General features: G+C 45.5%; 19 protein-coding genes and 1 tRNA gene. 7 read left to right on the top strand and 13 right to left on the bottom strand.

What is annotated here, in order from left to right; translation table 11 throughout:
- Positions 1 to 149: 149 nt before the first annotated feature.
- The 3 genes from QZ375_RS10920 to QZ375_RS10910 all read right to left on the bottom strand — a co-directional run bounded on the left by QZ375_RS10920 (position 150) and on the right by QZ375_RS10910 (position 6,546).
- A complete protein-coding gene (locus QZ375_RS10920; protein ID WP_295219001.1) occupies positions 150 to 2,945 on the bottom strand; it encodes a leucine-rich repeat protein in 2,796 nt (931 codons plus the stop codon).
- A 177-nt stretch (positions 2,946 to 3,122) separates the two neighbouring features.
- On the bottom strand, positions 3,123 to 4,469 hold the full coding sequence (locus QZ375_RS10915; RefSeq protein WP_295218999.1) for a leucine-rich repeat protein: 1,347 nt from the start codon (positions 4,467 to 4,469) through the stop codon (positions 3,123 to 3,125).
- 451 nt (positions 4,470 to 4,920) lie between these two features.
- A complete protein-coding gene (locus QZ375_RS10910; RefSeq protein ID WP_295218996.1) occupies positions 4,921 to 6,546 on the bottom strand; it encodes a polysaccharide biosynthesis C-terminal domain-containing protein in 1,626 nt (541 codons plus the stop codon).
- 295 nt (positions 6,547 to 6,841) lie between these two features.
- Between QZ375_RS10910 and QZ375_RS10905 the strand changes: the two genes are divergently transcribed.
- From QZ375_RS10905 to QZ375_RS10880, 6 genes are all read left to right on the top strand, one after another.
- On the top strand, positions 6,842 to 8,035 hold the full coding sequence (locus tag QZ375_RS10905) for a PLP-dependent aminotransferase family protein (protein ID WP_295218993.1): 1,194 nt from the start codon (positions 6,842 to 6,844) through the stop codon (positions 8,033 to 8,035).
- Between the two features lie 193 nt (positions 8,036 to 8,228).
- On the top strand, positions 8,229 to 8,759 hold the full coding sequence (locus QZ375_RS10900) for a hypothetical protein (protein ID WP_295218991.1): 531 nt from the start codon (positions 8,229 to 8,231) through the stop codon (positions 8,757 to 8,759).
- 134 nt (positions 8,760 to 8,893) lie between these two features.
- Entirely contained in the window at positions 8,894 to 9,901 is a 1,008-nt protein-coding gene (gene trpS, locus QZ375_RS10895) for a tryptophan--tRNA ligase (protein ID WP_295218989.1), read from the top strand.
- Between the two features lie 41 nt (positions 9,902 to 9,942).
- A complete protein-coding gene (gene mazG, locus QZ375_RS10890) occupies positions 9,943 to 10,767 on the top strand; it encodes a nucleoside triphosphate pyrophosphohydrolase (protein ID WP_295218986.1) in 825 nt (274 codons plus the stop codon).
- Positions 10,754 to 10,996 carry an RNA-binding S4 domain-containing protein gene (locus QZ375_RS10885; RefSeq protein WP_295218983.1) on the top strand — a complete coding sequence of 81 codons (243 nt, stop codon included), beginning with the start codon at positions 10,754 to 10,756 and terminating at the stop codon, positions 10,994 to 10,996. Before mazG ends, QZ375_RS10885 begins: the two co-directional genes overlap by 14 nt.
- A gap of 574 nt (positions 10,997 to 11,570) precedes the next feature.
- The gene (locus tag QZ375_RS10880) at positions 11,571 to 12,278 is read left to right on the top strand and encodes a sugar transferase (RefSeq protein ID WP_295218981.1); all 708 of its coding nucleotides are present in this window, start codon (positions 11,571 to 11,573) and stop codon (positions 12,276 to 12,278) included.
- A 68-nt stretch (positions 12,279 to 12,346) separates the two neighbouring features.
- Here the strand turns inward: QZ375_RS10880 and QZ375_RS10875 are convergent, their stop codons facing one another.
- From QZ375_RS10875 to QZ375_RS10835, 9 genes are all read right to left on the bottom strand, one after another.
- Positions 12,347 to 13,318, bottom strand: a complete 972-nt coding sequence (locus tag QZ375_RS10875; protein ID WP_295218979.1) for a carbohydrate kinase — start codon at positions 13,316 to 13,318, stop codon at positions 12,347 to 12,349.
- A gap of 2 nt (positions 13,319 to 13,320) precedes the next feature.
- Positions 13,321 to 14,823 carry a UDP-glucose--hexose-1-phosphate uridylyltransferase gene (locus QZ375_RS10870; protein WP_295218976.1) on the bottom strand — a complete coding sequence of 501 codons (1,503 nt, stop codon included), beginning with the start codon at positions 14,821 to 14,823 and terminating at the stop codon, positions 13,321 to 13,323.
- A gap of 12 nt (positions 14,824 to 14,835) precedes the next feature.
- A complete protein-coding gene (galE, locus tag QZ375_RS10865) occupies positions 14,836 to 15,825 on the bottom strand; it encodes a UDP-glucose 4-epimerase GalE (protein WP_295218974.1) in 990 nt (329 codons plus the stop codon).
- A 2-nt stretch (positions 15,826 to 15,827) separates the two neighbouring features.
- Entirely contained in the window at positions 15,828 to 17,111 is a 1,284-nt protein-coding gene (locus tag QZ375_RS10860) for a galactokinase family protein (RefSeq protein ID WP_295218971.1), read from the bottom strand.
- A gap of 1 nt (position 17,112) precedes the next feature.
- Positions 17,113 to 19,311, bottom strand: a complete 2,199-nt coding sequence (locus QZ375_RS10855; protein WP_295218969.1) for an alpha-galactosidase — start codon at positions 19,309 to 19,311, stop codon at positions 17,113 to 17,115.
- A gap of 5 nt (positions 19,312 to 19,316) precedes the next feature.
- Positions 19,317 to 20,735 (bottom strand): sucrose phosphorylase, encoded by a 1,419-nt coding sequence (gene gtfA / locus QZ375_RS10850; RefSeq protein WP_295218967.1) that lies wholly within the window; start codon positions 20,733 to 20,735, stop codon positions 19,317 to 19,319.
- Positions 20,736 to 20,821: 86 nt separating this feature from the next.
- Positions 20,822 to 21,730: a carbohydrate ABC transporter permease gene (locus tag QZ375_RS10845; RefSeq protein ID WP_365728914.1), complete on the bottom strand. Its 909-nt coding sequence runs from the start codon at positions 21,728 to 21,730 to the stop codon at positions 20,822 to 20,824.
- Positions 21,727 to 22,590 carry a sugar ABC transporter permease gene (locus QZ375_RS10840; RefSeq protein ID WP_365728925.1) on the bottom strand — a complete coding sequence of 288 codons (864 nt, stop codon included), beginning with the start codon at positions 22,588 to 22,590 and terminating at the stop codon, positions 21,727 to 21,729. Before QZ375_RS10840 ends, QZ375_RS10845 begins: the two co-directional genes overlap by 4 nt.
- A gap of 26 nt (positions 22,591 to 22,616) precedes the next feature.
- Complete coding sequence (locus tag QZ375_RS10835; protein WP_295218962.1) at positions 22,617 to 23,909, bottom strand: extracellular solute-binding protein; 1,293 nt, start codon at positions 23,907 to 23,909, stop codon at positions 22,617 to 22,619.
- A gap of 229 nt (positions 23,910 to 24,138) precedes the next feature.
- Here QZ375_RS10835 and QZ375_RS10830 point away from each other — a divergent pair, with 229 nt between their 5' ends.
- Positions 24,139 to 24,990 (top strand): AraC family transcriptional regulator, encoded by an 852-nt coding sequence (locus tag QZ375_RS10830; RefSeq protein WP_295218960.1) that lies wholly within the window; start codon positions 24,139 to 24,141, stop codon positions 24,988 to 24,990.
- A 104-nt stretch (positions 24,991 to 25,094) separates the two neighbouring features.
- Here the strand turns inward: QZ375_RS10830 and QZ375_RS10825 are convergent.
- Positions 25,095 to 25,170: transfer RNA gene (locus tag QZ375_RS10825), tRNA-Gln, on the bottom strand.
- Positions 25,171 to 25,323: the final 153 nt, after the last annotated feature.

Below are 25,323 nucleotides of genomic sequence, written 5' to 3'. Positions count from 1 at the left end.
TCAACAGAATCTTTCTTTTCTTATTTTTTGGTCTCACATCATTGACAAATAGACATTTTTAAAAAATTTACAATTATATCCGATAAAAAACAGATGGAACAGCCTATGCCGCCCCGTCTGATACAATAAATCATGAAATCATTTTTCGATCATTCCGCTCTGCGCCGAATCTGTTCCAGCCACTGGGAGACATCTATATTTTCTCCCACTGCCTGCATGGCATAGAACCGCAGTATCTGATAGGCATCGTCAGCTGAAACAACGCCGTCCTGATCCACATCCATACGTTCCCAGACATCCTCATCCAATGTCACTTCCTCACCCACAGCCAGCTGTGCATATATCACAAGCACAAAGTAAGCGTCATCGGCATCGATCCTGCCATTGCCATCAACATCTCCCTGAGTCGGTTCTGAACCAGTATTTGACACTTCTGTCGTTTCCGTGGCGAGCGTCGTTATTCCCGTGACATCCATAGTTGTGGTAGTAAGCGTTGTCGTTGTTTCAAGTGTTGTGGCGGTGAATTGCGTTGTGGTCATGGGCTTTGTAGTAGTGACAGTTGAGGTAGTCAGCGTGGACTCCGCAGTCGCTGTCAATTCCGAGGTGAACGACGGTGCCCGACTTGTAGTGATTTCTGTGCCGGAAGCAGCATTATCTGTAGTGACAGTTTCTGTTACGGTAGTACCTGTCTCTTCCGTGGTCAATACAACACCCGTTGCAGTTGCAGAAATAGTTTCTGCCGTATTCATAGTATCTGTAGTGATCCATGTTGCCACAGTAGTTGTAGTTTCCAGAGTCGTTATTCCTCCTGCGGTCTCCTGAGAATCATATGTCGTCGTATTGAATGAAGAATCTGCAGTGATAAAAGGCGGCAATGTCACAGAGGACGCTGTTGTGGTGGTGAATACCGTTTCCGCCGAAGTCTCTGTCGTCTGGAACGTTGTCTCAGCAGTTGTGCTTTGCTGCGCTGTAGTGGTAGCCGTTTCTATATTATCGCTTAATGCACTGAATCGCCGGTCAAATGTCTGGGCATACTGCTGCACCGTAGAACCTTTATAGCCCAGTAAAAGACAATTTTCCGGGAACGTGGATTCCACCATGGGAATTACCGTGCTGCTGTTCAGAAAGGCAATGATAGCCTTTTCGCAGCCCGTAAAGGAATCTGCCTGTACAGAAACCAGCGTTTCCGGCAAGATCAATGCGTTTAAATTACTGCAATAGGCAAAGGTCTCTGATGCGATCTCTGTCACACAGGTATTTTCCAACTGAAAACTAGTCTGTGTTCTTTCCAAAGACGAACAGCCATAAAAGGCGCCGTCTCCGATGGTAGCAAGTGTTGCAGGTATCTGTACCGTTTTCAGGCTGCTGCAATTCCGAAATGCATCTTCTCCGATGGTCACAAGCCCTGTCGGCAATGTGATCTCCTGTAATGCAGAACATCCTTCAAAAGTGCTGTCCCCAATGGTTTCTACAGCAGTCATTTTTGTAATCGTGCGGAGCGAAGTGCAATACTGGAACGCACCGTTTTCAATGCTGGTAATGGTGTCAGAAAAGTCCACCTGCTGAATGGTCTCACAGCCCAGAAACGCTTCCGCATTGATGTTTGTCATACCGGACGGCAGCACTACATGTATTACATTAGACTGATTCGCCAGAAATCCGCTGGCGATAGTATGTACATTCTGGGGAATCAGGATCATCTCTGCATTGCCCCGATATTCCAGAAGTACACCATCGCAGATCGCCCAGGTACCCTCCTGCTGTTCCATCCAGCCTGTTTTAAAGAACGCATCCTTGCCCACTGTGTGTACAGAATCCGGCAGTTCCAGATCCGTCAGACTGGTGCACATAGAAAAGGCATAGGCACCGATCTCGCTCAGATTTTCCGGCATATTAATGACCCGGAGACTGGTGCAGTCATTGAAAGCATAGTCGCCGATGACCTTCACACTGTCGTTAATGGCTGCATATTCCAGCATTTTGCACCCGGAAAAAGCACCTGCCGGGATCTTTTCCAGTTTCCCTGAGATCACCATCATGTACAGCGAAGTACAATTGGAAAACGTAGATGTTCCCAAACTTGTCAGCGAAGTCGGCAGCACAAGAAGGCGGAGTGCGGTACAGGATTCGAAGGCAGCGTCTCCGATGGTGCGCAGTCCATTGCAAAAGGAAACAGACTCCATAGCAGAACAGCCGTAGAACGCCTGATTTCCGATGGAAAGCAATGTACTTGGAAAATCTGCCAACTCCAATGCAGTACACTCATAAAAAGCACTGTCCCGGATCTGACGCAGTCCCGAGGAAAAATGCACTTCTGACAGTGAGCTGCAATAAGCAAAACAGCCGCTTCCCACATAGAGCACACTTTTCGGCATTCCCACCTGGGCTATCGTTTCATTCTCCAGAAACAGACGGTCTGCAAGAACCTCTACACCGTCAGGAATTGTCACAGAAGTGTTCTCCCGGAGCACATCCACTGCGATCCTGCCGTTCAGCACAGCCAGTTCTGTTCCGCAGTTTTCCTGCCATTGGGTACCCCCCAGGATCTCTTGTCCCACATAAATTGCAGAAGAAGCTCCCTCAACTTCTGCAAGATTGAAACAATCATAAAAGGCATGATCCCCGATAGTTGTCACGCTGTCCGGGATATACACGGATCGAAGCGTTTCATTTTCGGCAAACGCCTCCTGTGCGATCTCCGTGACAACATGTCCTTCAATGACATCCGGAATCAGAATCGTCTCACATGTCTCATCGCCGCCGACAATCACTGCGTTCCCTAAAATATCTAATGTATAAAAAACAGTATCATATGCCATAACAGCTGTTGTTTCGAATGAAGCGTCCTCTGCCTGTGCGTACTCCGGTACTATTGCAAAAGAAGTCATACCAACCGCTGCTGCCATGACAACAGACAGCAAACGTGCCCAGCTATTTTTCCGCATATGAATCACTCCTTTCCTGAAAACTTGTTTTCATGATCTTTCCTACAAGTTCTGAAAAATTTCCTTTTTGACAGCATCCCTCTGCCGCCAAAATTCCCCTAAATGTTTTTTAATATGTACCAAATTAGAACTGATCAGAGCGTTCCAAAAGGACAATCACAGCATGAATTTGCGTTTTCATATTTTTGTTGTTTCTTCTGCAATGTTCTTAACACAAACCGACTGCTTGGCATAGGTCACAAGGATCTCATATGCGTCTGCACTATCCACCTTACCGTTTCCATCATAATCAGCAACGTAAAGTGCAATATCTGTCCACGTGGGTTTCTTTCCCACGGACATTTTTGCATACAAGATCAGAACCTCATAGGCATCCTGGGCAGTCAATTTTCCGTCACCATCCATATCGCCTTTGATGCAGTCCATAGGCACAAATGCACGGGCATACTTCTGCGCATAGATATGAGCCGTAGATTCCGACATGCCGTAAATATCTGCCGTTTTTTCAATTGTCTGCTCGGCATCATAAATGCGGCACTGAGGATTCAGGATAGAAAGCTGTTCCAAGGATGTACAGCCGTCAAAGACACTGGATCCTATCTCCATCACCGATTCTGGTATTACCACACTTTTCAACGAGATACAATCCTGAAAGGCGTAGTTGCAAATCACCGTGACGTTGTTCGGGATCTCCACCGCAGTCAAACTAGAGCATCCCTTGAACAGCATATTGTTGATCTGCGTGATCGCATTGGAAAGCGTCACAGTCTCCAGGGATTTACAGAATTCAAAAGCATGTCCGTCTAAACTGCGAATGCTGTCTGGCAGGTGTATCTCCCGGAGCGAAGTGCACCAATGGAAGGCGTATTGTCCGATGGTTTCTACGCTGTCAGGGATGGTAATCTGTCGGAGACCAGTGCAGTTGTTGAAGGCAAATGCATCAATGGAAACCAGGGTAGACGGAAGAATGACCGTCTCCGCCGTATCGCAGGAATCAAAGGCATATCCTCCGATGGCACGAACCCCTTTCGGTACTGTCACCGCTGCATCTGTTCCGGCATACGCCAGGAGAATGCCTTGTCCAGCAATGACAAAGCTGCCCTTCTGCTGTTCCAGCCAGAGTGTGCCCTGTACAGCACCCCATCCGATCTCACTGACCGTATCGGGTATCGTCAGATCCGCCAGACGGGTGCAGTCTTTAAAGGCGAAAGCGCCGATCTTCTGTACCGTTTTTGGTATGACCACTTTGGTCAGACGCGTGCAGTCCTTAAAGGCATAACTTGCGATCTCCGTCACGGCACAACCGTTGATCTCCGCTGGGAGTACCGCTTCTGTCGCAGAAGCACGAACGCTCTTGATGACAACTTCATTCTTCGGTGTCACAGCATAATAAATGGTATCCTGGTACAGCAGCCAAGAATCGTCTACAGCAGACACAGCCCTGCCTGATGGTATCCAGAATTGTAACAATAACAGCAACAGCAACGCCACCGGGCGCACACTGCGCCGCAGTTTTTCACGCAACGGTACTCCCTCCCTTCTGCAATTTTCTAAAACAGGAATGTCTTTTTTATTCCTTTAATTATAGTATATCACACTCGGAAAAATAAGTCAAGAAACTCAAATAATGCCATCAGGGCATTTCGATGTGTAAACAAACTATTACTTTTTCTAAGGCTTTCACTTGACACGTGGGAGCAAAGGGACAACCTAAGAGGAGCGGGAAAAAAAGAAAACCGTGGCAAAAGTGTGGATTTTCCCCACCCCCTCACGGTTTTCCCTCTGCACTCTCTTTCCCTTCACCCCTCACCCCTTTTCCGCACTTTTGATGCGCTGGGTTTACATTTATGAAAAGCGCTTTTTTACAAGAGTTTTACAATAAAGTATTCTAAAGTATTCTTATTTTTCAAAAGCGATTTACTCATTAAAACACCGTAATAATGCCATATTATCGTACAAATGTACGGCAAAGACGTCAGGCGGTCCTTGGGTGGTGTTGTCTCAGGCATCCTGCCAGCCATAATACCAGCAGATAAACCGCACCGCCGGCGACGACACAAACTGCCACAGAAAAATAACTTTTCCATGTCATAGTTGCACTGCGGCAAAGCCATACCACCGCCGTACAGACTGCCGCACCGAAGCCAAAGGGCAGGAGCGTCCGCAGCAGGCGGATGGGTTCGCCCAGTACCCGGCGCAGACTCCACACGATGAGCACCAGCAGTATCAGATAGCACGCCGAGGTGGAAATACCTGCACCGCTGATGCAGAATGCCGGGTTTGGGATCAGCAGCAAATTGCCTGCCAGCTTTACAGCAACACCCACCAACATACATTCTACCGGAATTGCCGCACGTCCGATGCCCTGTAAAATACTGCAAAGAGGAAAAGTCAGGCACAAGCAGACCATTCCGGGCAGCAGCGAACGCAATGCCTCCGCCGCCAGTGCCGCTTCCTCCGGTCTGCCGCTGTAGAGCACATGCATGACCGGCTCTGCCAATACCCACAATCCCCCGGCTGACGGCAATACCATAGCTGCTGCCGCCGCTGCCACAGAACAGGTATGCGCTGCCACACCAGCACAATCCCGTTTTGCCCATAGTGCCGACGCACAGGGCAGGGCACTCTTTCCCAGCATATTGGTCACAGAGGGAACCAGATTGAACACAGTAACCGCCATTCCCGTAAAAGAACCGTACACAAACGCCGGAAAATCCTGGCTGGCGGCGATTTCGCCGAATTTTTGCACGAGTTCGTCCGGGTGCAGCAGCTGGGCACGGCTGAGGCAACGCATCATCGTGACCAGATCCAGCAGTGAGGTGAGATTTGTCACCAGCGAACCTAACGCTACAGGAATCATGACATACAGCAACCGCCGGAGAATCTGCCCGGCAGGTGCCGCCTGTTCCGTACTGCAAGGCAGTTTTGCACCAGTGAACCAGCTCCGCACCACAAAATACAGCCAACCCATCACGGTGGACAATGTAACGCCCAGCACTGCCCCGGCTGCCGCCAGTGCCGAAAGAGGCACATCCGGGGATACCCAGGCACAGACAATTTCCGGATTGTCCAGCACCCACTGACACAGAAGCAGACCCAATCCCAGTTTTGCCACAGCTTCTACTGCCTGAGACACCGCCGTGGGCGTCATGGTCTGCAAGCCCTCCCAATAGCCCCGTTCCACTGCCGTCAGACAGCCGAACAGTGCCGCCGGTGCAATTGCCAACAGGGAAAATAACGCATATGGCTGAGCTGCCGCCAGTACGGCAAAGGGTTCTGCTAGAAGCAGCATAACCACGCTGAGAATCAGTCCCAGCACACCGCACGCCAACCGTGCCACACGCCGGATACGGCGCACCTCCGTCCAATGCTCCAGCGCAGCAGCACGTGACACTGTCTGTGCTACCGCCGCAGACAGTCCCGTCACGGAAAGAGCATAAATGGGCAGCAGCAGCCCATATGCACTGCTGAAATAGCCCATCCCCGTACCGCCCAGCACATTCGTAAGGGGAATTTTAAAGCAAGCGCCCAGTACCTTCGCCAGCATCGCTGACGCCAACAAAATGGCAGAGCCTTTCCAGAAGGATTGTTTTTTCAGCATCATGCACCTCTTTTGAATCCTGTAGGGACGGCTGCCAGCCGCCCGGAGTTACGGCAACAACACACAACGGTAGTAGGGGCGAACTGTGTTCGCCCGCAAATTTTCGGGAATCCTCCAACGGGCGAACACAGTTCGCCCCTACATCGGAACAATCTCAACGAAAAATTCGATTTGCGTGCAGATACAAAAATTTATGTTGCCGAAATCGAAAATATGTGTTATAATAAGAGGGTAATGCCGGAATTTGTCCCTCTGGGAAACGGCATATCCTGTTTTTGGAAAAGGAGAAGTGAAAATGCAATATAAATTTTCGGAAAATGTCGATGCGTTACAGCCATCCGCCATCCGTGAAATCCTGAAGTTCACCGGGATGCCCGGTGTGATCTCCTTTGCAGCCGGAAATCCAGCACCGGAGGCTTTCCCGGTGGAAGAGATCAGCCGTATCTCTGCGGAGCTGTTCGAAAAAGACCCCATTCTGGCACTGCAATATAACATCACCGAGGGCTTTCCGGAATTGCGGGATGTCCTGAAAGCACGTATGGCAGAGCAGCATTGCTTTGACGAAACTGCTGACGATCTTATCACCACATCCGGCGCACAGCAGGCGAACGAGCTGTCCTGCAAGGTACTGCTGAACCGTGGCGATACCATGTTCTGCGAATCCCCCAGCTTCATCGGTTCTCTCAATGCATTCCGCTCCTACGGCGTGAATCTGGTGGGCGTGGAACTGGAAGAGGACGGCATGAATCTCGATGCACTGGAACAGGCAGTGAAGGAAAATCCGAACCCCAAGCTGGTCTATGTGATCCCCAATTTCCAGAACCCCACGGGCCGTGTTATGTCCTTGGAAAAGCGCAAGGGCTTGTATCAACTGGCGTGCAAATACGACCTGATCATCCTGGAGGACAACCCCTATGGTGATCTCCGCTTTGCTGGCACACCCATCCCGTCCATCAAGAGCATGGATACGGAACACCGTGTCATTTACTCCGGCACATTCTCCAAGATCCTGGCGCCGGGACTTCGTGTGGGCTATGTCAGCGCACCCAAGGAGATCATCTCCAAGATCACGGTGTGCAAGCAAGTCTCTGACGTACACACCAACATCTGGGCACAGGCTGTCTGTGCCAAATTCCTGGAACAGACAGATATGGACACCTATCTGGAAAAGCTGCGTGCTGTATACCGCCAGAAGTGCAACCTCATGGCAGATGGCATCCGTCAGCATTTCTCCAAGCGTGTCCGCTGGGAAATGCCCGAGGGCGGTCTGTTCCTCTGGTGTACCCTGCCTGAGGACTGTGATATGCCTGCATTCTGCAAAAAGGCAGTTTCGGAATATCAGATCGCAGTCGTTCCCGGAAACGCTTTCCTGGTGGATGAATCGGCGAAAACATCGTCTTTCCGCATGAACTTCTCCACGCCTACAGATGAGCAGATCATAAAAGGCACAGAGATCCTCGGCGGCATGACAAGAGAAATGCTGGATTGACGCCGGAACAAAACCACCGTTTTATTTTCACTGCAACAGATCGATAGCAAAATACGGCGGGAGCAAGCCCCCGCCCTACAACAGTGAAAAAATCATTTGCAGACCGGATATCCTGACGAATGATATCCGCCTCTGCAATATATCCCCCAAAATAATATTAAAATGACAAACAAGAAAGGAATCGAAAATTCTCATGGCACAGAAAAAAAATCCCGTACAGACACATTATCTGGTAACAGAATCCTATTTAATGACACGAGGTGCTGCACTGCACTTTCCAGCAAAGCAGTTTTCGAACATGATCACCGACGAGTATAGTGTTTATGGCATGGTTATCGACATTCCCATTGACCCAAGAACTCTCTCCACTCTAGTGGTATACATCAACGGCGCTGCAAACCTCTATTTCAACAACGGCGGCTCCTACACCGGTGCATCCCAGCGGTATCAGACCGTGGTACAGGCAGGACGGCTTCTGGTGGCAAATGCGCCCCGTATCCTCTCAGAAGCAGAAAAGACCAAGGATCTCGCACTGCCCACCGGTCAGCCACACAATATTTATTTGCTGACAAAGGGCGGCATCTATAAAAAGACTATCCTGCCCACTACGATCAAGGAAGAAAGCGCAGATATGCAGGCAGTATATTTCTTGTATCAGCAGGTCATGCGTGAACTGCGTTCCGCACAGCTGAAAGACCGTGCCGCAGCGCAGGCGAAACAGTAATGATGACTTTTGTTATTATGCATGTGTGAAATGTGCAAATGTAGGGGGACGGCTATCAGCCGCTCGCCAGAAAACAATTTGCAGAAAAAAGCCATGCAGAAACAAAAATTTTCCATCAGAAAGGAAGTCCATTTATGGCAGAACAGGAAACAAAAAAACTGATCTTCAGCGGCATTCAGCCCACGGGAACTTTTACCCTGGGCAATTATATCGGTGCTATCCGCAATTGGGGGCCTCTTCAGGATGAATACCGCTGTGTTTATTGTGTAGTAGATATGCACGCCATCACCGTCCGCCAGGATCCGGTGAAGCTGCGTCAGAACAGCTTACAGGCATATGCCCTGCTGCTGGCATGCGGTATTGACCTGGAAAAGTCTATCCTCTTTATCCAGAGCCACGTGCGTACCCATGCAGAACTGAGCTGGATCCTCAGCTGCAACACCCAGTTCGGCGAGCTGTCCCGTATGACCCAGTTCAAGGACAAGAGCCAGAAGCATCCGGACGATGTCAACGCCGGTCTGTTTACCTACCCCGTACTCATGGCGGCAGATATCCTGGCGTACAACGCAGACCTGGTGCCTGTGGGTGTAGACCAGAAACAGCATCTGGAACTGACACGTGACATTGCACAGAGATTCAACCAGCGCTACGGCGAATTCTTCACCCTGCCGGAGCCGTATATTCCGCCGGTCGGGGCAAAAATCATGTCCCTCCAAGAACCGACAAAGAAGATGTCCAAATCCGATACCAACCCCAACGCCTGCATCCTCATTCTGGATGACAAGGATACTATTATCCGCAAGTGTAAGCGTGCTGTCACCGACAGCGAAGCAGAAGTGCGCTATGCAGAAGGCAAGGATGGCATCAACAATCTCATGACCATCTATTCCAGCGTTACCGGCAAGGATTTCGCCGCCATTGAACGGGAATTCGAGGGCAAAGGTTACGGTGACTTCAAGCTGGCTGTGGGCGAAGCTGTGGCAGATCATCTGCGTCCTATGCAGGAGACCTATGCAAAGCTCATCGCCGACAAGGCTTATCTCAAGGAATGCTACACTGCATCCGATGCAAAGGCTCTGGCATATTCGTCCCGGATCGTGCGCAAGGTGTACCGAAAGGTCGGCTTTGTGGATGCAAACTAATGCAAAACTGATCGGGATCCATATAGATTCGGAGGTGCAATATGATACCATACGAAATGAAAGATCGCTATACCATAAATGATCTGGCAGAGATCGTCATGCTCCTGCGCAGCAAGGACGGATGCCCCTGGGACAAGGAACAGACCCATGAATCCATCCGCAGTGGTCTCATTGAGGAAACCTATGAGGTCATTGAAGCCATTGACCAGAAAGATCCGGAGCTGCTCCGGGAGGAACTGGGAGATCTGCTGTTACAGGTGGTATTCCACGCCCAGCTGGAACAGGAACAGAATTCTTTCACCCTAGACGATGTGTGCACGGACATCTGCAAAAAAATGATTCTCCGCCATCCCCACGTGTTCAGCACGACCCAGGCAGATACTACGGAAGAAGTGCTCAAAAACTGGGAGGAGATCAAGGAGGAATCCAAGCATCAGACCACACGAACCCAGACCCTGGAGTCCGTGGCAAAGACGCTCCCGGCACTCATGCGTGCCCAGAAGGTCAACAAACGTGCGGCAAAAAACGACTTGCATTTTTTGTGCAATGAATCTGTTCTCGCCAGCGTCACAGAGTGCAAAAATGCACTGGAATATGCCATGCACATGGAAGATCAGGTACAGATCGAACGTGCCATGGGAGAACTGCTGTTTTGCTGTGCCGGCATGGCACAGCAGCTGGGGATCCAGGCAGAACAAGCACTGACAGATACCACAAACCAGTTTATCCAGTGCTTCGGTGCAGTGGAAGATACCTGCATGCGGGAAAACCGTCCTCTGGAATCCCTAAGCCGCAGCGAGTGGATCGATCTCTGGCAAAAATCAAAACATTCCATAGAGGAGGAAAACGACCATGCGGCTGGATAAATATCTGAAAATTTCCCGTCTCATCAAGCGCCGCACCGTTGCCAATGAGGCGTGCGACGCCGGAAAGGTTCTCGTCAATGACAAGATTGCACGTGCATCCTATGATGTCAAGGTGGGCGATGTGATCGAGATCCAGATGGGACAAAAGACTTTAAAAGTACGTGTGGAACAGGTTTCCGACGTAATACGCAAGGAGGATGCAGCAACACTGTATGCCATTCTCTCCTGAAACACAAAAAACTGCTGCAGGATGACAGAGTCCCTCTCTCCGACAGCAGTTTTTTGTATTTTCTGAACCAGATGCTTTTTCACGTAATTTCGTAGTTTTTCCTGTTCTGGGAAACCTTTCTAACGTCAATGGAATGCCATGAGTAGATTGCATAAAATGCACATTGATTTTTGTGAAATCTTGTGAGAATAGTACATTGACAGAATGCAACAAAAGATGATATAATTTTAGTATAGGTAACATCGCACAAAGATTGTGTATCAAGTGTGCAGTCAGCCCGTTGTCTATAGGAAATGACAACGGCAGACTCGCCCAAATATGCAAGCATATGACATACAAAGCTGACAGACAGTCTTTGTGCGGTGCTGCCTATGAGTCTGACAAATGCTTGAGGGGGCATTTGTGCACAGAGAATTGCTCTGAAAGGATACCTGGCAAGTGTGATTTGCTGCTGGTAAGATAAGAATGATTTTTGTCGTCCGGACAAGGGACAGTATATCCGGAACAGACGGCACACAGGGCAGTTTTTTTGCAATGACGTATTGATGTGTTCTGAAATTTTCGGAGGGTATTTATGGAAAATTTAGGCTATTTGCTGCAGGATGAGGATATGCCGCAGGCAGTAAAGCGGCGTTCAGGAACAACCAGACCTGGTTCGCTCCAATTGGAAAACGTTTCGAAGCGGTACTTATTTATGAAACGATGCATCGACATTTTACTGTCGATTGTTGCCATTGTGATCCTGGCAGTTCCCATGCTGCTGATCGCACTGCTGATTTTTTTGCAGGACTTTCACAGTCCCCTGTTCAAGCAGGTGCGTGTCACAAAGGACGGAAGATTTTTTACCATGTACAAATTCCGTACTATGTGCGTGGATGCTGAGCAGAAGCTGGAAGAACTGCGCCGACAGAATGAAGCGGACGGTCCGGTTTTCAAAATGAAAAAAGACCCCCGTGTGACACCCATCGGCAGATTCTTACGGAAAACTAGTTTGGATGAGCTGCCTCAGTTTTTCAACGTGCTGAACGGTACGATGAGTCTGGTAGGACCCCGTCCCCCACTTCCCCGTGAGGTGGAGATGTATACCCCTTATCAGATGCACCGACTGGATGCAAAAGGCGGTATCACCTGTTACTGGCAGTGTTCTGGCAGAAGCAATATTATGTTTGATGAATGGGTGGAACTGGATCTGAAGTATATTCGTGACCGTTCTTTTTCTACGGATGTGAAGATCTTGGGAAAGACAGTAATTGCAGTGTTGCGCCGGGACGGTGCAGCGTAAACAAATAAAACTTTTCAGCAGCGTGGTGTTATTTCATCACGCTGCTTTTTTCGCATAAATAATAGGGCTTATGAATTACGTCCATCTCGAATCAAATTTTCAATCTCAGTCTTATCTGGCATCACTTTTAAAGCCCCTTTCCGTGTTGTGATCAATGATGCCCCAGCATTTGCAAAGATGAGCAGTTCTGAAAGATTTTCCTCTTTCAGCGAATCAAAATCATGTTCCAGAAGATAATTCAGTGCACAGCCCTCAAAGGTATCTCCGGCACCTGTTTTTTCAATTGCCTTAATTTCAGAAAAAGTCGGCTGTTCTGACGTTAAATCCTTATAGTAGGCACGGCTGCCGTCTTTCCCCAACGTTACAAATACAATTTTTATATCATACCGTTCTCTGAGAATTTCAACACCCTTTGAATAGTCCTTTGTACCAGTCATAAATTCAAGTTCGTTGTCGGATATTTTCAGAATATCACATTTTGATAATCCATACTCTATTTCTTTCCTTGCATCTTCCAGAGAATCCCACAATGGCTCTCTCAGATTCGGATCAAAGGAAATCAGGACACCGTTTTCTTTGGCAATATCTATGGCATATCTGGTAGCTTCACGAACTCCCTCATGAGTTGAAGAAAGTGTTCCAAAATGAAAGATTTTTGCCTCTTTGATAATATCTTCCATCACTTCTTCTTTTTTTAGCATCATATCTGCACCAGGATTCCGATAAAAACTGAATTCACGTTCGCCGTCCGGAAATGTATGCACAAAGGCAAGTGTAGTGTGTACAGCATCATCAAGAATCAGATTTGTGGTATCCGTTCCGCTTTGTTGTACTTCTTCTGCAAGCTGTCTGCCAAATGTGTCATTGCCAACCTTGCCGATAAAGGCAGTTTTCTTTCCCAACTTGTTAAGCATAGCAAGGACATTGCAGGGTGCACCGCCGGGATTGGCTTCTAAAACAGGATTTCCCTGTGCACTTATTCCGTTTTCGGTAAAGTCGATCAGCAGTTCTCCTAATGCTACAACATCAAATTTTTTCATATTTATTCTCCATCTGTTAGTGTGTTTATAAATTTGTCAAATGCTTGTCTGCCAGCTTCATTTCTTTTGAAAACACCAGCGTCCAGCAAAACCTGTTCAAAGACCATGCCAACCTCTGCACGAACAATATCTAAAGCATTTTCTTTTGAAAAATCCGGATGATTTTGCAATATTTTCTCAGCCCATTCAGCATGAGCAGCGGTCTGCGGATTTTCGTTAAGATTTTTTCCAGACAGCAGCGCATTCTCCACGGCACTCAGTTCTTCTGCAAGACGTGATGGTAATACAGCAAGCCCCATCACCTCAATCAAACCGATATTTTCCTTTTTGATGTGATGTAAAGGTGGATTTGGGTGAAACAGTCCCAAGGGACATTCTTCTGTTGTACGGTTGTTGCGCAAAACCAGGTCGCATTCATACAGGCTGCCGTTCATTCGTGCAATGGGCGTGATCGTGTTATGCGGTGTTCCATTTGTTTCCGCCAGTATATCAACACTTTCATCACTGTAAGTGCGCCATTTTTTCAGAATGTAGCTGCAAGCTGCGGATAAACTGCTTCTATTTTCGGATTTCAGCCGAATAACAGACATGGGCCATTTCACAATACCTGCCTGTACGTTTGAAAATTGTGGTATACAGAAATTTTTTTCAATTTGTGCTTTTTCCATTGCAAATGTATATCTTCCGCCTTGAAAATGCTCATGACTGAGAATTGAACCGCCCACAATAGGTAAGTCTGCATTTGAGCCGACAAAATAATGGGGAAGATAATCCAGTACATCAAACAACTTTTCAAAGACCGTATCATCAATTTTCATTGCAGTATGATTTTCATTGAATACAATACAATGCTCGTTATAGTAGCCATAGGGAGAATATTGTATCTGCCATGGTTCTCCGCTGATTTTCAATGGTATCGGGCGCAGATTCTGTCTTGCCGGATGATTCAGATTTCCTGCAAAGCCTGCATTTTCTGGACAAAGCTGACACCTGGGATATGCTGTCGTTTGAAATGATCTTGCAGCTGCAATATCCTTTGGGTCTTTTTCCGGTTTGGAACGGTTTATGGTGATATCCAGTGTGCCATACTCTGATTCGTAGGTCCACTTTAAATCCTTGGCAATTCTGCCTTGACGAACATAATTTACCTTTTGGCTGAAATTAAAATACCAGTCCGTGGCTGTTTCCGGAGATTTTGCATAACGCCGGCGAAATTCAGCTGTTACCTCTCTGGGCATGGGTGTAAGAATACCCATAAGCTTTGTATCAAACAAGTCACGTGAGGCAGTTGTATCAGAAATGATATTGTGTGAACAGGCATAATCAACCAGCGGACAGAGCAGTGTATCAATATCTGCATCATGGCAGTCTGCTTCGGATTCCTGCCAGTCGGTCAGCTGAAATACCTCCATAAAATGATTGCGTATAACATAAACGTCTTCTGAAGTTATCAGTTCGTTTTTTATAGCGTAGCTTATCAGCCGCTGTATATCATCATAAATCATGCTCTTCACTTCCTATTCTTCATATCCGTTGGGATGATCCTTGTGCCAGTTCCATGCGCTTGCAATAATTTCTTCCAGGCTGTCATGTACCGGATTCCATCCAAGGATTTTCCGTGCCTTTTCACTGGAAGCAACCAGTCTTGCCGGATCGCCGGCACGGCGTTCGGTTTCTATTGCCGGAATAGAATGTCCGGTAACGGATCTTGCTGTTTCAATGACTTCCCTGACAGAATAGCCGACACCATTTCCCAAATTAAAAATATCGCTTTCTCCGCCGTTCATCAGATACTGAACTGCAAGAATATGCGCCTGTGCCAGGTCGGTAACGTGAATATAGTCACGAATGCAAGTCCCGTCAGGGGTATCATAATCCGTGCCATAGATGGAGATTGCCTCTCGCTTGCCGTTGGGCACTTGCAAAATCAGCGGAATCAAATGGCTCTCTGGATCATGTGCCTCTCCGATGGTGCCGCTTTCGTCCGCACCGCAGGCATTGAAATATCTCAGAGAAACATAACGCAATCCGTGTGCCTTTGCCGTCCAATGGAACATCTTCTCCATTGCAAGCTTTGTCTCACCGTATGGATTTGTGGGACAAGTTTTGTCACTTTCCAGAATGGGAATGTTCTTAGGTTCGCCGTAGGTTGCCGCTGTGGAGGAAAATACAATTTTGTCAATGCCGTGGCGCACCATTGCTTCCAGCAATACCTTTGTGCCGCAGAGATTGTTGTCATAGTATTTCAGAGGATTGGTGACGCTTTCGCCCACCAGAGAAAATGCTGCAAAATGAATCACAGCGTCGATTTTCTCTGAACTGAACAGTTCGTCCAAAAAGGCAGCGTCCCGGATGTCTCCCTCATAAAACTTTGCCGTTTCCGGGATTGCACTGCGGTATCCTGTGACAAGGTTATCCGCAATCATGACATCATGTCCTGCTTTTACAAGCTCCAGTGCAGTATGGGAACCGATATAACCTGCACCGCCTAAAACTAAAATACGCATCGTTATCCCTCCGTGATTTCTATACCGCCCACAAGGCGAATCCTAAGAATATAGCAGCTGCCGTCGCCAAAAATACGGTTCATTTCCTGTGAATATTCATTTACTTTTTCCACAGGCACAAATGCCTGAATTGTCCCTGCAAAGCCTCCGCCGTGTACCCTAACAGCACCCTTTTCTCCAAGAAGTTTTCGGCTTAACATAATGCCAAGGGGGATTTCCTGCTGGATTGGCTGTGAACAGGAATACAGATTTTGCAGAAGATTTGCCGAAGATTCACCCGACTGCCTTACAAGCGCAAGGAAGTAATCCATATTGCCCTCTGAAAGAGCGTTCGCTTCAAGTACAGCACGTCTGTTTTCCGCAAAGAAGTGTGTGGCTCTCACGACTGCACGGTCGGAGCATTTTTCTCTAAGCTGCGGAATTGCGCTGTAGAACTCATTTTCATTCACATCTCTGAGAAATGCTTTTCCAAATTGCGCTGCAATGCTTTCCATTTCAGAGCGCACTGCGACATAATCATCAGTCAGATTTGCATGGCTGCCTTTTGTGTCAGTTACGCATAGGCAATAACCAGACGCTTCAAAGTCATAGGGAAAGCTTTTTATTTCCGGATTTTCGGTATTATGAAAATCAATGGAAACAAGACCTCCCACAGAGCTTACCATCTGATCCATCAGACCGCTCTTTTTGCCAAAGTACACATTTTCTGCATATTGACCGATTTTTGCGATCTCAACAGCACCAGCTTTTCCATGATTGTAATGGCTGTCAATAATTGTACCGATCAGCACTTCAAATGCCGCTGACGAAGATAATCCGCTTCCGCTTAACACATCAGAAGTAGTGTATGCGTCAAATCCGGAGATTTTGACACCCATTTCGTGAAATCTGGAGGCAATCCCACGAATCAGCGCCGATGAGCTGCCCATTTCTTTCTTCTGCACAGAAAGATCACTAAGATTCACATGGTTAGGGGAATGCCCTGCTGACTTTAAACGAATGACACCCTCGTTGTGGAATGCTGCCACAGCAATAACGTCCAGATCGACCGCTGCTGCGAGCACACAGCCATGCTGATGGTCGGTGTGATTTCCGCCGATTTCTGTACGTCCCGGAGCAGAAAAAATATAAATGTCTTCACGTTCAGGGAAAAGTTCCGAAAATTTCTCAATTGCAGATATGTACCTGTTTCTTTGACGTTCCACAGCAGATTCACCATAAAGCGTCTTTAATATAAAATCAAAGTTTCCACTGCAAAGCTTGTTTACCATTGTTTCTTTATTCATATCAGTCACCTTCGACAAGTGTGAAATGCAGTTCTATGGGACAATAATCTCCCCATGCTTTGGGCAGAAGGATTCCGCCGTTCATAAGAGCTTTTCCGGTATATTGACCTCCGTCAGATTCAAGACGATACATTGCAATCGGAGAAAGCCCACGCAAGCGAATTCTGATTTGTAGGGTATTAGGGGAAGTACGGAAAGTCATTCCATGCACCAAAACTTCACTGCCGTCTTCTGAAACATACTCCCATACAGCAAATTCATCTGTCATAGGATTGCTTATACGGTAATACAAACCATTGTGAATCAGATCATTGTATTTTTTAAAGCGTACGATCTGAGATTTAACCGCCTGCTTTTCATCATCAGAAAGGGTGTTTAAATCAAGCTCATAACCAAAGCTGCCTGCCATTGCCGTAACAGCCCTTGTTTCAATTGGGGTTATACGTCCTGTCTGATGATTTGGTATTGCCGAAATATGAGAACCCATTGCGGAAATCGGATAGAAAAACGATGTTCCGTATTGAATTTTTGTACGTTCAAAAGCATCCGTGTCGTCACTGCACCAGATTTGCGGACAGTAATAAAGCATCCCGGCATCAAATCTTCCACCGCCTCCGCTGCATCCTTCAAATAATACATGAGGATACGCAGAGATAAGACGCTCCAACAATGCATACACTCCAAGCACATACCGATGTGCCATTTCGCCCTGTCTATCTGCTGAAAGCGTTGCGGTATACCAGTCGCTAATGCTGCGGTTCATATCCCATTTTATGTACGATATATCGGCACTGTCCAGAATTTTTCCAATGGAATCATACAGATAATCCTGTACCTCCTGCCTTGTCATATCAAGCAGCAATTGATAACGGCTTCTCATAGGCTCACGTCCGGGAATCTGTATCGCCCAATCCGGATGCAAACGGTACAGTTCGCTGTCCTCGGAAACCATTTCCGGCTCAAACCAGATTCCGAATTTCATACCCAGTGCGGAGATTTTCTGCGTAAGACTACCAAGACCGCCTTTCAGTTTTTCCTCGTTAACAAACCAATCCCCCAGACCGGAGCAATCATCATTGCGCTTGCCAAACCAGCCATCATCAAGAACAAGCATATCTACTCCAAGTTCAGCCGCCTGCTGTGCAATATGAAGAATTTTATCGGAATCAAAATCAAAATAGGTAGCTTCCCAATTGTTTATCAGAACAGGACGCTCTGCAAGCTTATATTCCCCTCTGCAAACATGATGGCGAATTGCTTTATGGAAATTGTGTGACAACGTTTCAAATCCGCTGTTACTGTAAGAAAACATTACTTCCGGCGTATGAAAATAGGAATTCGGCAAAAGTTCCCAACGGAAAAGTGCCGGGTTAATACCCATAATCAGACGCACCTGATCAAGTTGATCAAGCTCAATTTGCGTCTGAAAGCTGCCGCTGTACAAAAGAGCTGCTCCGATGCATTGCCCACTTGTTTCTGTGCATTTCTTTGTACAGAGAAGCACAGATGGATTTTGCTGATGACTGGAAGTTCCTCTGGAACTTGTGCTTTCCTGAATACCGTGAACAAGCGATACACGCTCCGGCTGACGCTCCATAGTATGACGACCGTGAAAATGAATCCACTCCAAATCTTTCCCCTGTGGGATATCCAGGCATAAGCTTGCCGCCTTTGTAAGCGTTACAGCTGTCGCTCCTTTATTGTATATTACAGCACTTCTTGTAATCATATCAAGGCTTTCCAGAACGGCATATTTCAGCGTTACACAAATATCGCTTGCTGTATCTTTCAGGTCGATTTCAAGAGTATCCGCTTCATTTTCATCTGCATAAACAGCAGGTAGTCCTGGAATGGAATATTTCCCTTTTGCTATGCGATAGCCCTTATAACGCAAATCAATTGCACTGCTCCCGTCTACATGCGTGATCCCAACCGCTGATATGCGGAAATCTCCGATGCCTTGGCATGAATACTCCTGCGGCATTGTATCCAGAGAATATGTGCGGCAGTTTCCAGCCTCGTAAATATTGCCGGAAAAGCCCACATCAGGATAACTTTGGAGATACTCCATATCAAAATCGGTTCGTTCCCCATACCAGATGTGTTTTAAAACACCGAACTTATCCGCCTTGATCTGATATTCAGTATTTTTAGTGATCAGCTGAAAAAGTCTATTCTTCTCATTTACTTTAATTGCCATAAAAGTCATTCCTTTCTTGTTTCAATTTCGAATCTGTATGTTGTAAGATCAGACTTCAGCGTAATAGAATCCGAACCATATTTTCTTGTAATTATCAACCCGTCACCGTCTGTTTGAATTTCAATCGTTCCATCCAAAGAAAATGCCGGATGAGTGTTACGCAGTATCATCAGTTCTTTTAGCTTCTGTACAACCGTACGATCCTGCTCATCTTCAATTTCCTCTTTGGAATAATAATGTCGGTTAATATCACGCCCGTTTTTGGTATGCTCCATAAGCTCAATATCATTTGAACCTGCAAGCATTCCAACATAGTACACCTGCGGAATCCCCGGAGCAAAAAATTGAATAGCCCGTGCCAGCAGATAAGCATCATCGTTGTTGCCAAGTGCAGAATAGTAGGTAGTATTCACCTGGTAGATGTCCAGATTGTTATATGCCTCGGAGCTGTAAATCTTCTTTACGTTTGCTCCTTGTTGATACAACTGCTCCTTGACGATTTCAATTTCCTCATCAGGCAGTAAATCCTTGACATCTACAATACCGATCCCGTCATGGGTATCCAGTGTTGTAAACTGCTTCATGGGACACATTTCCATCCAGTTCTTCAAATATTTTCCTGTATGGTTGTAGAGTGCATGGAGAGTCAGTACTGGCAAGGCAAAATCATATATCCAGAATCCCTTATCCGCAATTTTCATAGGAATAGTGTAATGCTCGTGGATCTCTGGAAGAATTTCCGCACCCTCTTCTTTTACGACATTTTCAATCTCATAAAGCAATTCCCAGATATCCGGTTCTATAAAGAAACAGCTTGTGTCTGCTTTTTTTACAGCATAAGCAAAAGCGTCAAGGCGGATAACTGCTGCACCGTGACTGCACATATCCTTTAATGTACGGCGGATAAATTCCTTTGTTTTATCTGTTGTTACATCAAGGTCGATCTGTTCTTCGCAGAATGTACACCAGATTTTTTCTTTTGAGCCGTCTGCAAACTTAGCCTCAATATATGGCGCACGGGGCTTTCTTTTGTAAATTTTATCAATCTGCTCCTGTGTCGGTTCGCCGTTCCAGAACTTGCTGTAACGAATGAAAAAATCCTTGTATTCTGAAGATTCTTTCTTTTTCAGAAAATCCTGAAAGTATTCTGAGCTTGCAGAAATGTGATTGACCATAAAGTCAAACATCAGGTAGTAATCCTTGCCGATCGCCTCGACATCGGAAAAGTCGCCGAATACCTCGTCAACCTTGTCATATCTCATTGGTGCAAATCCACGGTCAGCTGATGACGGAAAAAACGGAAGAATATGCACACCGCCCACAGCGTCTTTGTAATGTTTATTCAGAACCTCATGCAGCTCTTTCAGATTTTTTCCCATGCTGTCTGCATAGGTAATCAGCATAATTTTATTTTGTAAATTCATAAAAACACCTCTTTAATATTTTGGTATCTGCGGCATAGAACCACAGATACCAAAAATGCAGTGATGAAGAAGATTTGTATTTCTTATTATCCCTTTACTGCACCGTTTGCAATTCCACCGATGATCTGTTTCTGACAGAGAATATAGAAAATCAAAATCGGAATCAATGCAAGCAGATAGGACGCAAAAGCCAGATTATAATTTGTACCAAACTGTGACTGGAAATTCAGCTGTGCAAGAGGAAGTGTGGTTTTCTCTGAACCAGACATAATAACAAGGGGTGTCATTACATCATTCCATGTGCCAAGAGCTGTCAGCACTGCCACTGTTGCGTGCATAGGTTTCATCATAGGGAAAATAATCTTCCAGTATGTTTTCCAGGTGGATGCACCGTCAATTTCCGCTGCCTCCTCCATTGCAAGGGGAATATTTTTAAGGTAGCCGCTGTAAAGCATAACGTTCATAGGCATATAAAATACGACATAAAGAATAATTACACCGAACATATTGTCGATATTCATCTTTGCAGTTTCCTTTACAAGAGGCATCATCAGAATCGCAAATGGTACGAACATACCGCTGACGATATAGAAGTAAATAAATTTGAATCCCTTGTGCCTTGCCATACTTCTGCCAATTGCATAACCTGCCATGGAGTGAATTATAAGTGATAATACAATTGCAGCTCCGGTAATCAGAACACTGTTTCCGAGAGAATGCCAGAAATCTGTCACGCGCATAGCCTCTGCGAAATTGTCAAGGCTGAAACTCTTTGGCAGGCTTAATGCACCTGCAACATCATTGGTCATTTCAGAGGGTGATTTCAAGGCAATGACAATGGTCATATAAAGTGGAAATAATATTGTCAAACAGCCAAGAATCAAAATTACGGTCAGGAAAATATTGGATTTTCCGTCCTTATCATTCTTTATTTCACCGGCTGATTTAATGCGCACTACGGGCGGTTTTGGAGCACGATGTCTTTCAGAACTCATAACTGTTCCTCCTTTTTATTTGTAATTAAAAGCTGAATCACGGAAATTGCTACGATAACGATAAAGAATACCACTGCATTGGCACTCTGGAATCCAAACTGTCCGCCGTCCATACCATTTTTGTAAATCAGATAGGAAATGGATTCTGTACTCTGTGCAGGTCCGCCCTTTGTCAGCGACATGATCTGATCGAATACCATAAGCATATTTTTTGTGCTGAGTATCAGATTGGTTGAAATAAACGGCAGCAGAAGAGGCAATGTCAATTTTCTGAAAGTATACCATTTTCCTGCTCCGTCAATAGAGCTTGCTTCGTAAATATCTGCCGGAATTGTTTGCAGACCTGAAATATATATGATCGTGTTCATAGCAACGGTCTGCCATACGCCAACGATCAATACACCGACCCATGCCCACTTTTCACTTGCAAGAATGCTGCTGCTTAAAAAGTCAATATGTAAACTTTGGGCTACTGTTGGGATAATATATGTGAAAATAAAACTGAAAATATATCCCACAACTAATCCGCCTAAAATATTCGGCAGAAAATACATCCCTCGCAGCGTGCTTTTAAACTTGATTTTACTGTTCAGACCCATTGCGATCAACAGGGAAAGCACATTGACCAGTATCGTTCCGGCAATCGCATATTTGAAGGTAAACAGATAAGATTTTCCAACTCGACTGTCCTGAAACAGATCAATAAAGTTTCTGAATCCGACAAAGTCGTAAGAACCATATCCACGATAGTTTGTAAAGCTGTAAAAAGCACCAGTAATTAATGGGATCGTATTAAATAAAACAAACAGTATCAATGCCGGTAACGTCATCAGCAGTAAAGTTTTGGTTCTTTTTGACATGGGTTTGCGTTTTTTTATGATTCCTTTCATCTCAGTCCCTCCTCATATTTTCTGACTTTTTCAATCAGGTCACGGTTATAGCGTTTCCATTCCTTATCAAAACGGTTGAGGAACACTTCAGCGGCGTCATCACTTTCGTCCATAAGATATGTCTGTATCATAGCATCTACGCTCATTTCGCTTGGATAGTGATGATCATGGAAATCAGACATTCTGTCAGATTCAATATAAGATTTCATTCCGTCAAGCATGGATGGCAGTTCAAAATCTCCCTGCTTGCATGGAACAGCGTTCTGATCGTTCAGATAAATCTGTATTGTCTCATCCTCATATAAAAACCGAAGAACTTCATAAACAGCTTCTTTGTTTTTTGTTTCTTTCATAACGCAGACTTGTAGATCCACACCGGAATTCAACACATTGTCTGCTTCATCTTCATTTGCCGGAAATGGAAATGAATCAATATTCATATCCGGATTTACAGATTGAATCTGCGGTACAGCATAACTGCCTATGGGATACATCGCAGATTCTCCTCTTGCAAAAGCTGTGCAGGCATCATTGTAGCTGTAAGCGTAGGGGTTTGGCTCTGCATATTCAAGCAGTACTTTCATCTTATCGGCAACTTCTGAATAACCCTCTGCAAAGGTGGTATTGCCTGCATTTACCTGTGAGCATATATCTGCATCTGCAAGACCAACTGCCAATGCATTCCATGGAGCAAGACACGTCCATGTATCTTTATATCCAAAATAAAGTGGATAAATATCTGTTGTGCTTTGAATCTCTTCACAAAGATCGGTGAATTCACTCCATGTCTCTGGAATCTCCCATCCATGTTCCTCAAACATATCCCTGTTATAGAGAATGCCAGCACAGTTTGCTGCATATGGCAAAGCATAAATGCCCTCTTGTGGGATAAATTCCAGATCCTTCTCTATCTGCATATAGGAAGGTTTTATATCTGAAATTCCTTCAAAATCAGAAATATCCATAAATAGATCTGCATCAAGAAAATTGGAATAGTTAATATCTCCGCCGATTCCAACAATGTCCGGATAATCTTCTTTGATAAGTCGTGTTTTCAAAACCGTCATTGCCTCATTGGGAGATTCGATTTTCAGCACAATGTCATCATGCTCTGCATTAAACCGTTCCTCCATTTCTTCAAATGCATGAACCGCCTCCGGCTTATACTGAAGCATTCTGACTACAGTTTTTTCATCACTGCGATCTGTATTGCTGCATCCTGATAAAAGAAGTGCAGATATGAAAGTTCCTGTTAAAACCAGGCACGGTATATTGTTTCTTTTTTTCATATTTTCGTCCTCCTCCTGAATAGAATTTTGTGTGTCGCTTTTTGTGGTTATATTATAACATGCCAATTTGGGATTTGTAAATACCGTAAATCCACTTGTTTTATGCCATTATGCTATCTTTTCAATGAGATTTGCATATCATCTTGCATTTTGGCATATTTCATGTTATAATCAAAATACAAGGCAGTCATTTTCACCGAAATAAGTTGACAGAAAGGAGAATAAATTTATGCACGATATTATTTTTTCCATTTTTCCAAACGAGAACTTTGTTGATTTAGGACTTTATCAATTTGGTTGGGAACAATGCGAATCGGCACATTCTTTCGGCCCTGCAACAAGAAACCACTATCTTTTTCATTACATTATTTCCGGAATGGGAACTCTTATGGCTGACGACAGCAAAGGGGTCACGCAAACCTATTCCGTCAAAAGTATGCAGGGATTTATGATTTTCCCTAATCAGATTACGACGTATATTGCGGACAAGAATTTACCATGGGAATATGTCTGGGTAGAATTTGACGGACTGCGTGTGAAATCAATTCTGGAATCTGCTGGATTTACGCCCGACTCACCGATTTATCATGCACGTTCCAAAGATCTTCGGGAAGAAATGATGCATGAAATGCTTTATATGACGCAAAACCGAAATTCATCTCCTTTTCACCTTATCGGGCATTTGTACCTGTTTCTGGATTATCTGACACGTTCTTCAGCAAGTACACATATTCAGCAAGGAAGCCAACTTCGGGATTTCTATATCCATGAGGCATTGCATTTTATTGAACACAACTTTCAGAATGATATTTCTGTTGAGGATATCGCATCCGTATGTGGACTGAACAGAAGCTACTTTGGAAAAATTTTTAAAGAAGCAGTTGGAAAATCACCGCAGGATTTTCTTCTGAACTACCGCATGGCAAAAGCGGCAGAGCTACTAAAGCTCACACAGCTTTCCATTGGCGATATAAGCAATGCTGTGGGATATGAAGATCAATTACACTTTTCCAGAGCATTTAAAAATATATACGGGGAATCTCCAAGGGCATGGAGGAATCATAATAGAATCGGAATATAGTGATTTTCTTCTCACTGTGGCTAATTGCCGAAAATGTGCTTATTTCTCGGCTTTTTTACAATAAAAATGCACCTAACGATTGTATCATTCGTTAGGTGCGATTATGGTTGGAGTAGCTGGATTCGAACCAGCGGAATGACGGAGTCAAAGTCCGTTGCCTTACCACTTGGCTATACCCCAGTTGCAGATGTCATATATGACTATTTTAGTATACCACAATTCTGCGAAAATGTCAAGGGGTTCACTGGCGGTTTTCAGGGCAACAGCATTTACTTTTGAGTCCAGCTAAGAAAAGTCAATAGTTGTGGAGCAGAGTTTACAAAAAATTCGTAA

The sequence above is a fragment of the Ruminococcus sp. genome (assembly GCF_019417665.1).
Taxonomy (GTDB): Bacteria; Bacillota; Clostridia; order Oscillospirales; family Ruminococcaceae; genus Ruminococcus_C.
Note: the sequence above shows the minus strand (reverse complement) of the source record. Positions and strands in the feature narration are given on the sequence as shown.

Bases quoted from the DNA above. Each gene is read 5' to 3' on its own strand.
- QZ375_RS10920 (WP_295219001.1), bottom strand. From the start codon at position 2,945: ATGCGGAAAAATAGCTGGGCACGTTTGCTGTCTGTTGTCATGGCAGCA.
- QZ375_RS10910 (WP_295218996.1), bottom strand. From the start codon at position 6,546: ATGCTGAAAAAACAATCCTTCTGGAAAGGCTCTGCCATTTTGTTGGCG.
- QZ375_RS10905 (WP_295218993.1), top strand. From the start codon at position 6,842: ATGCAATATAAATTTTCGGAAAATGTCGATGCGTTACAGCCATCCGCC.
- QZ375_RS10900 (WP_295218991.1), top strand. From the start codon at position 8,229: ATGGCACAGAAAAAAAATCCCGTACAGACACATTATCTGGTAACAGAA.
- trpS (WP_295218989.1), top strand. From the start codon at position 8,894: ATGGCAGAACAGGAAACAAAAAAACTGATCTTCAGCGGCATTCAGCCC.
- mazG (WP_295218986.1), top strand. From the start codon at position 9,943: ATGATACCATACGAAATGAAAGATCGCTATACCATAAATGATCTGGCA.
- QZ375_RS10885 (WP_295218983.1), top strand. From the start codon at position 10,754: ATGCGGCTGGATAAATATCTGAAAATTTCCCGTCTCATCAAGCGCCGC.
- QZ375_RS10880 (WP_295218981.1), top strand. From the start codon at position 11,571: ATGGAAAATTTAGGCTATTTGCTGCAGGATGAGGATATGCCGCAGGCA.
- QZ375_RS10875 (WP_295218979.1), bottom strand. From the start codon at position 13,318: ATGAAAAAATTTGATGTTGTAGCATTAGGAGAACTGCTGATCGACTTT.
- QZ375_RS10870 (WP_295218976.1), bottom strand. From the start codon at position 14,823: ATGATTTATGATGATATACAGCGGCTGATAAGCTACGCTATAAAAAAC.
- galE (WP_295218974.1), bottom strand. From the start codon at position 15,825: ATGCGTATTTTAGTTTTAGGCGGTGCAGGTTATATCGGTTCCCATACT.
- QZ375_RS10860 (WP_295218971.1), bottom strand. From the start codon at position 17,111: ATGAATAAAGAAACAATGGTAAACAAGCTTTGCAGTGGAAACTTTGAT.
- QZ375_RS10855 (WP_295218969.1), bottom strand. From the start codon at position 19,311: ATGGCAATTAAAGTAAATGAGAAGAATAGACTTTTTCAGCTGATCACT.
- gtfA (WP_295218967.1), bottom strand. From the start codon at position 20,735: ATGAATTTACAAAATAAAATTATGCTGATTACCTATGCAGACAGCATG.
- QZ375_RS10845 (WP_365728914.1), bottom strand. From the start codon at position 21,730: ATGAGTTCTGAAAGACATCGTGCTCCAAAACCGCCCGTAGTGCGCATT.
- QZ375_RS10840 (WP_365728925.1), bottom strand. From the start codon at position 22,590: ATGTCAAAAAGAACCAAAACTTTACTGCTGATGACGTTACCGGCATTG.
- QZ375_RS10835 (WP_295218962.1), bottom strand. From the start codon at position 23,909: ATGAAAAAAAGAAACAATATACCGTGCCTGGTTTTAACAGGAACTTTC.
- QZ375_RS10830 (WP_295218960.1), top strand. From the start codon at position 24,139: ATGCACGATATTATTTTTTCCATTTTTCCAAACGAGAACTTTGTTGAT.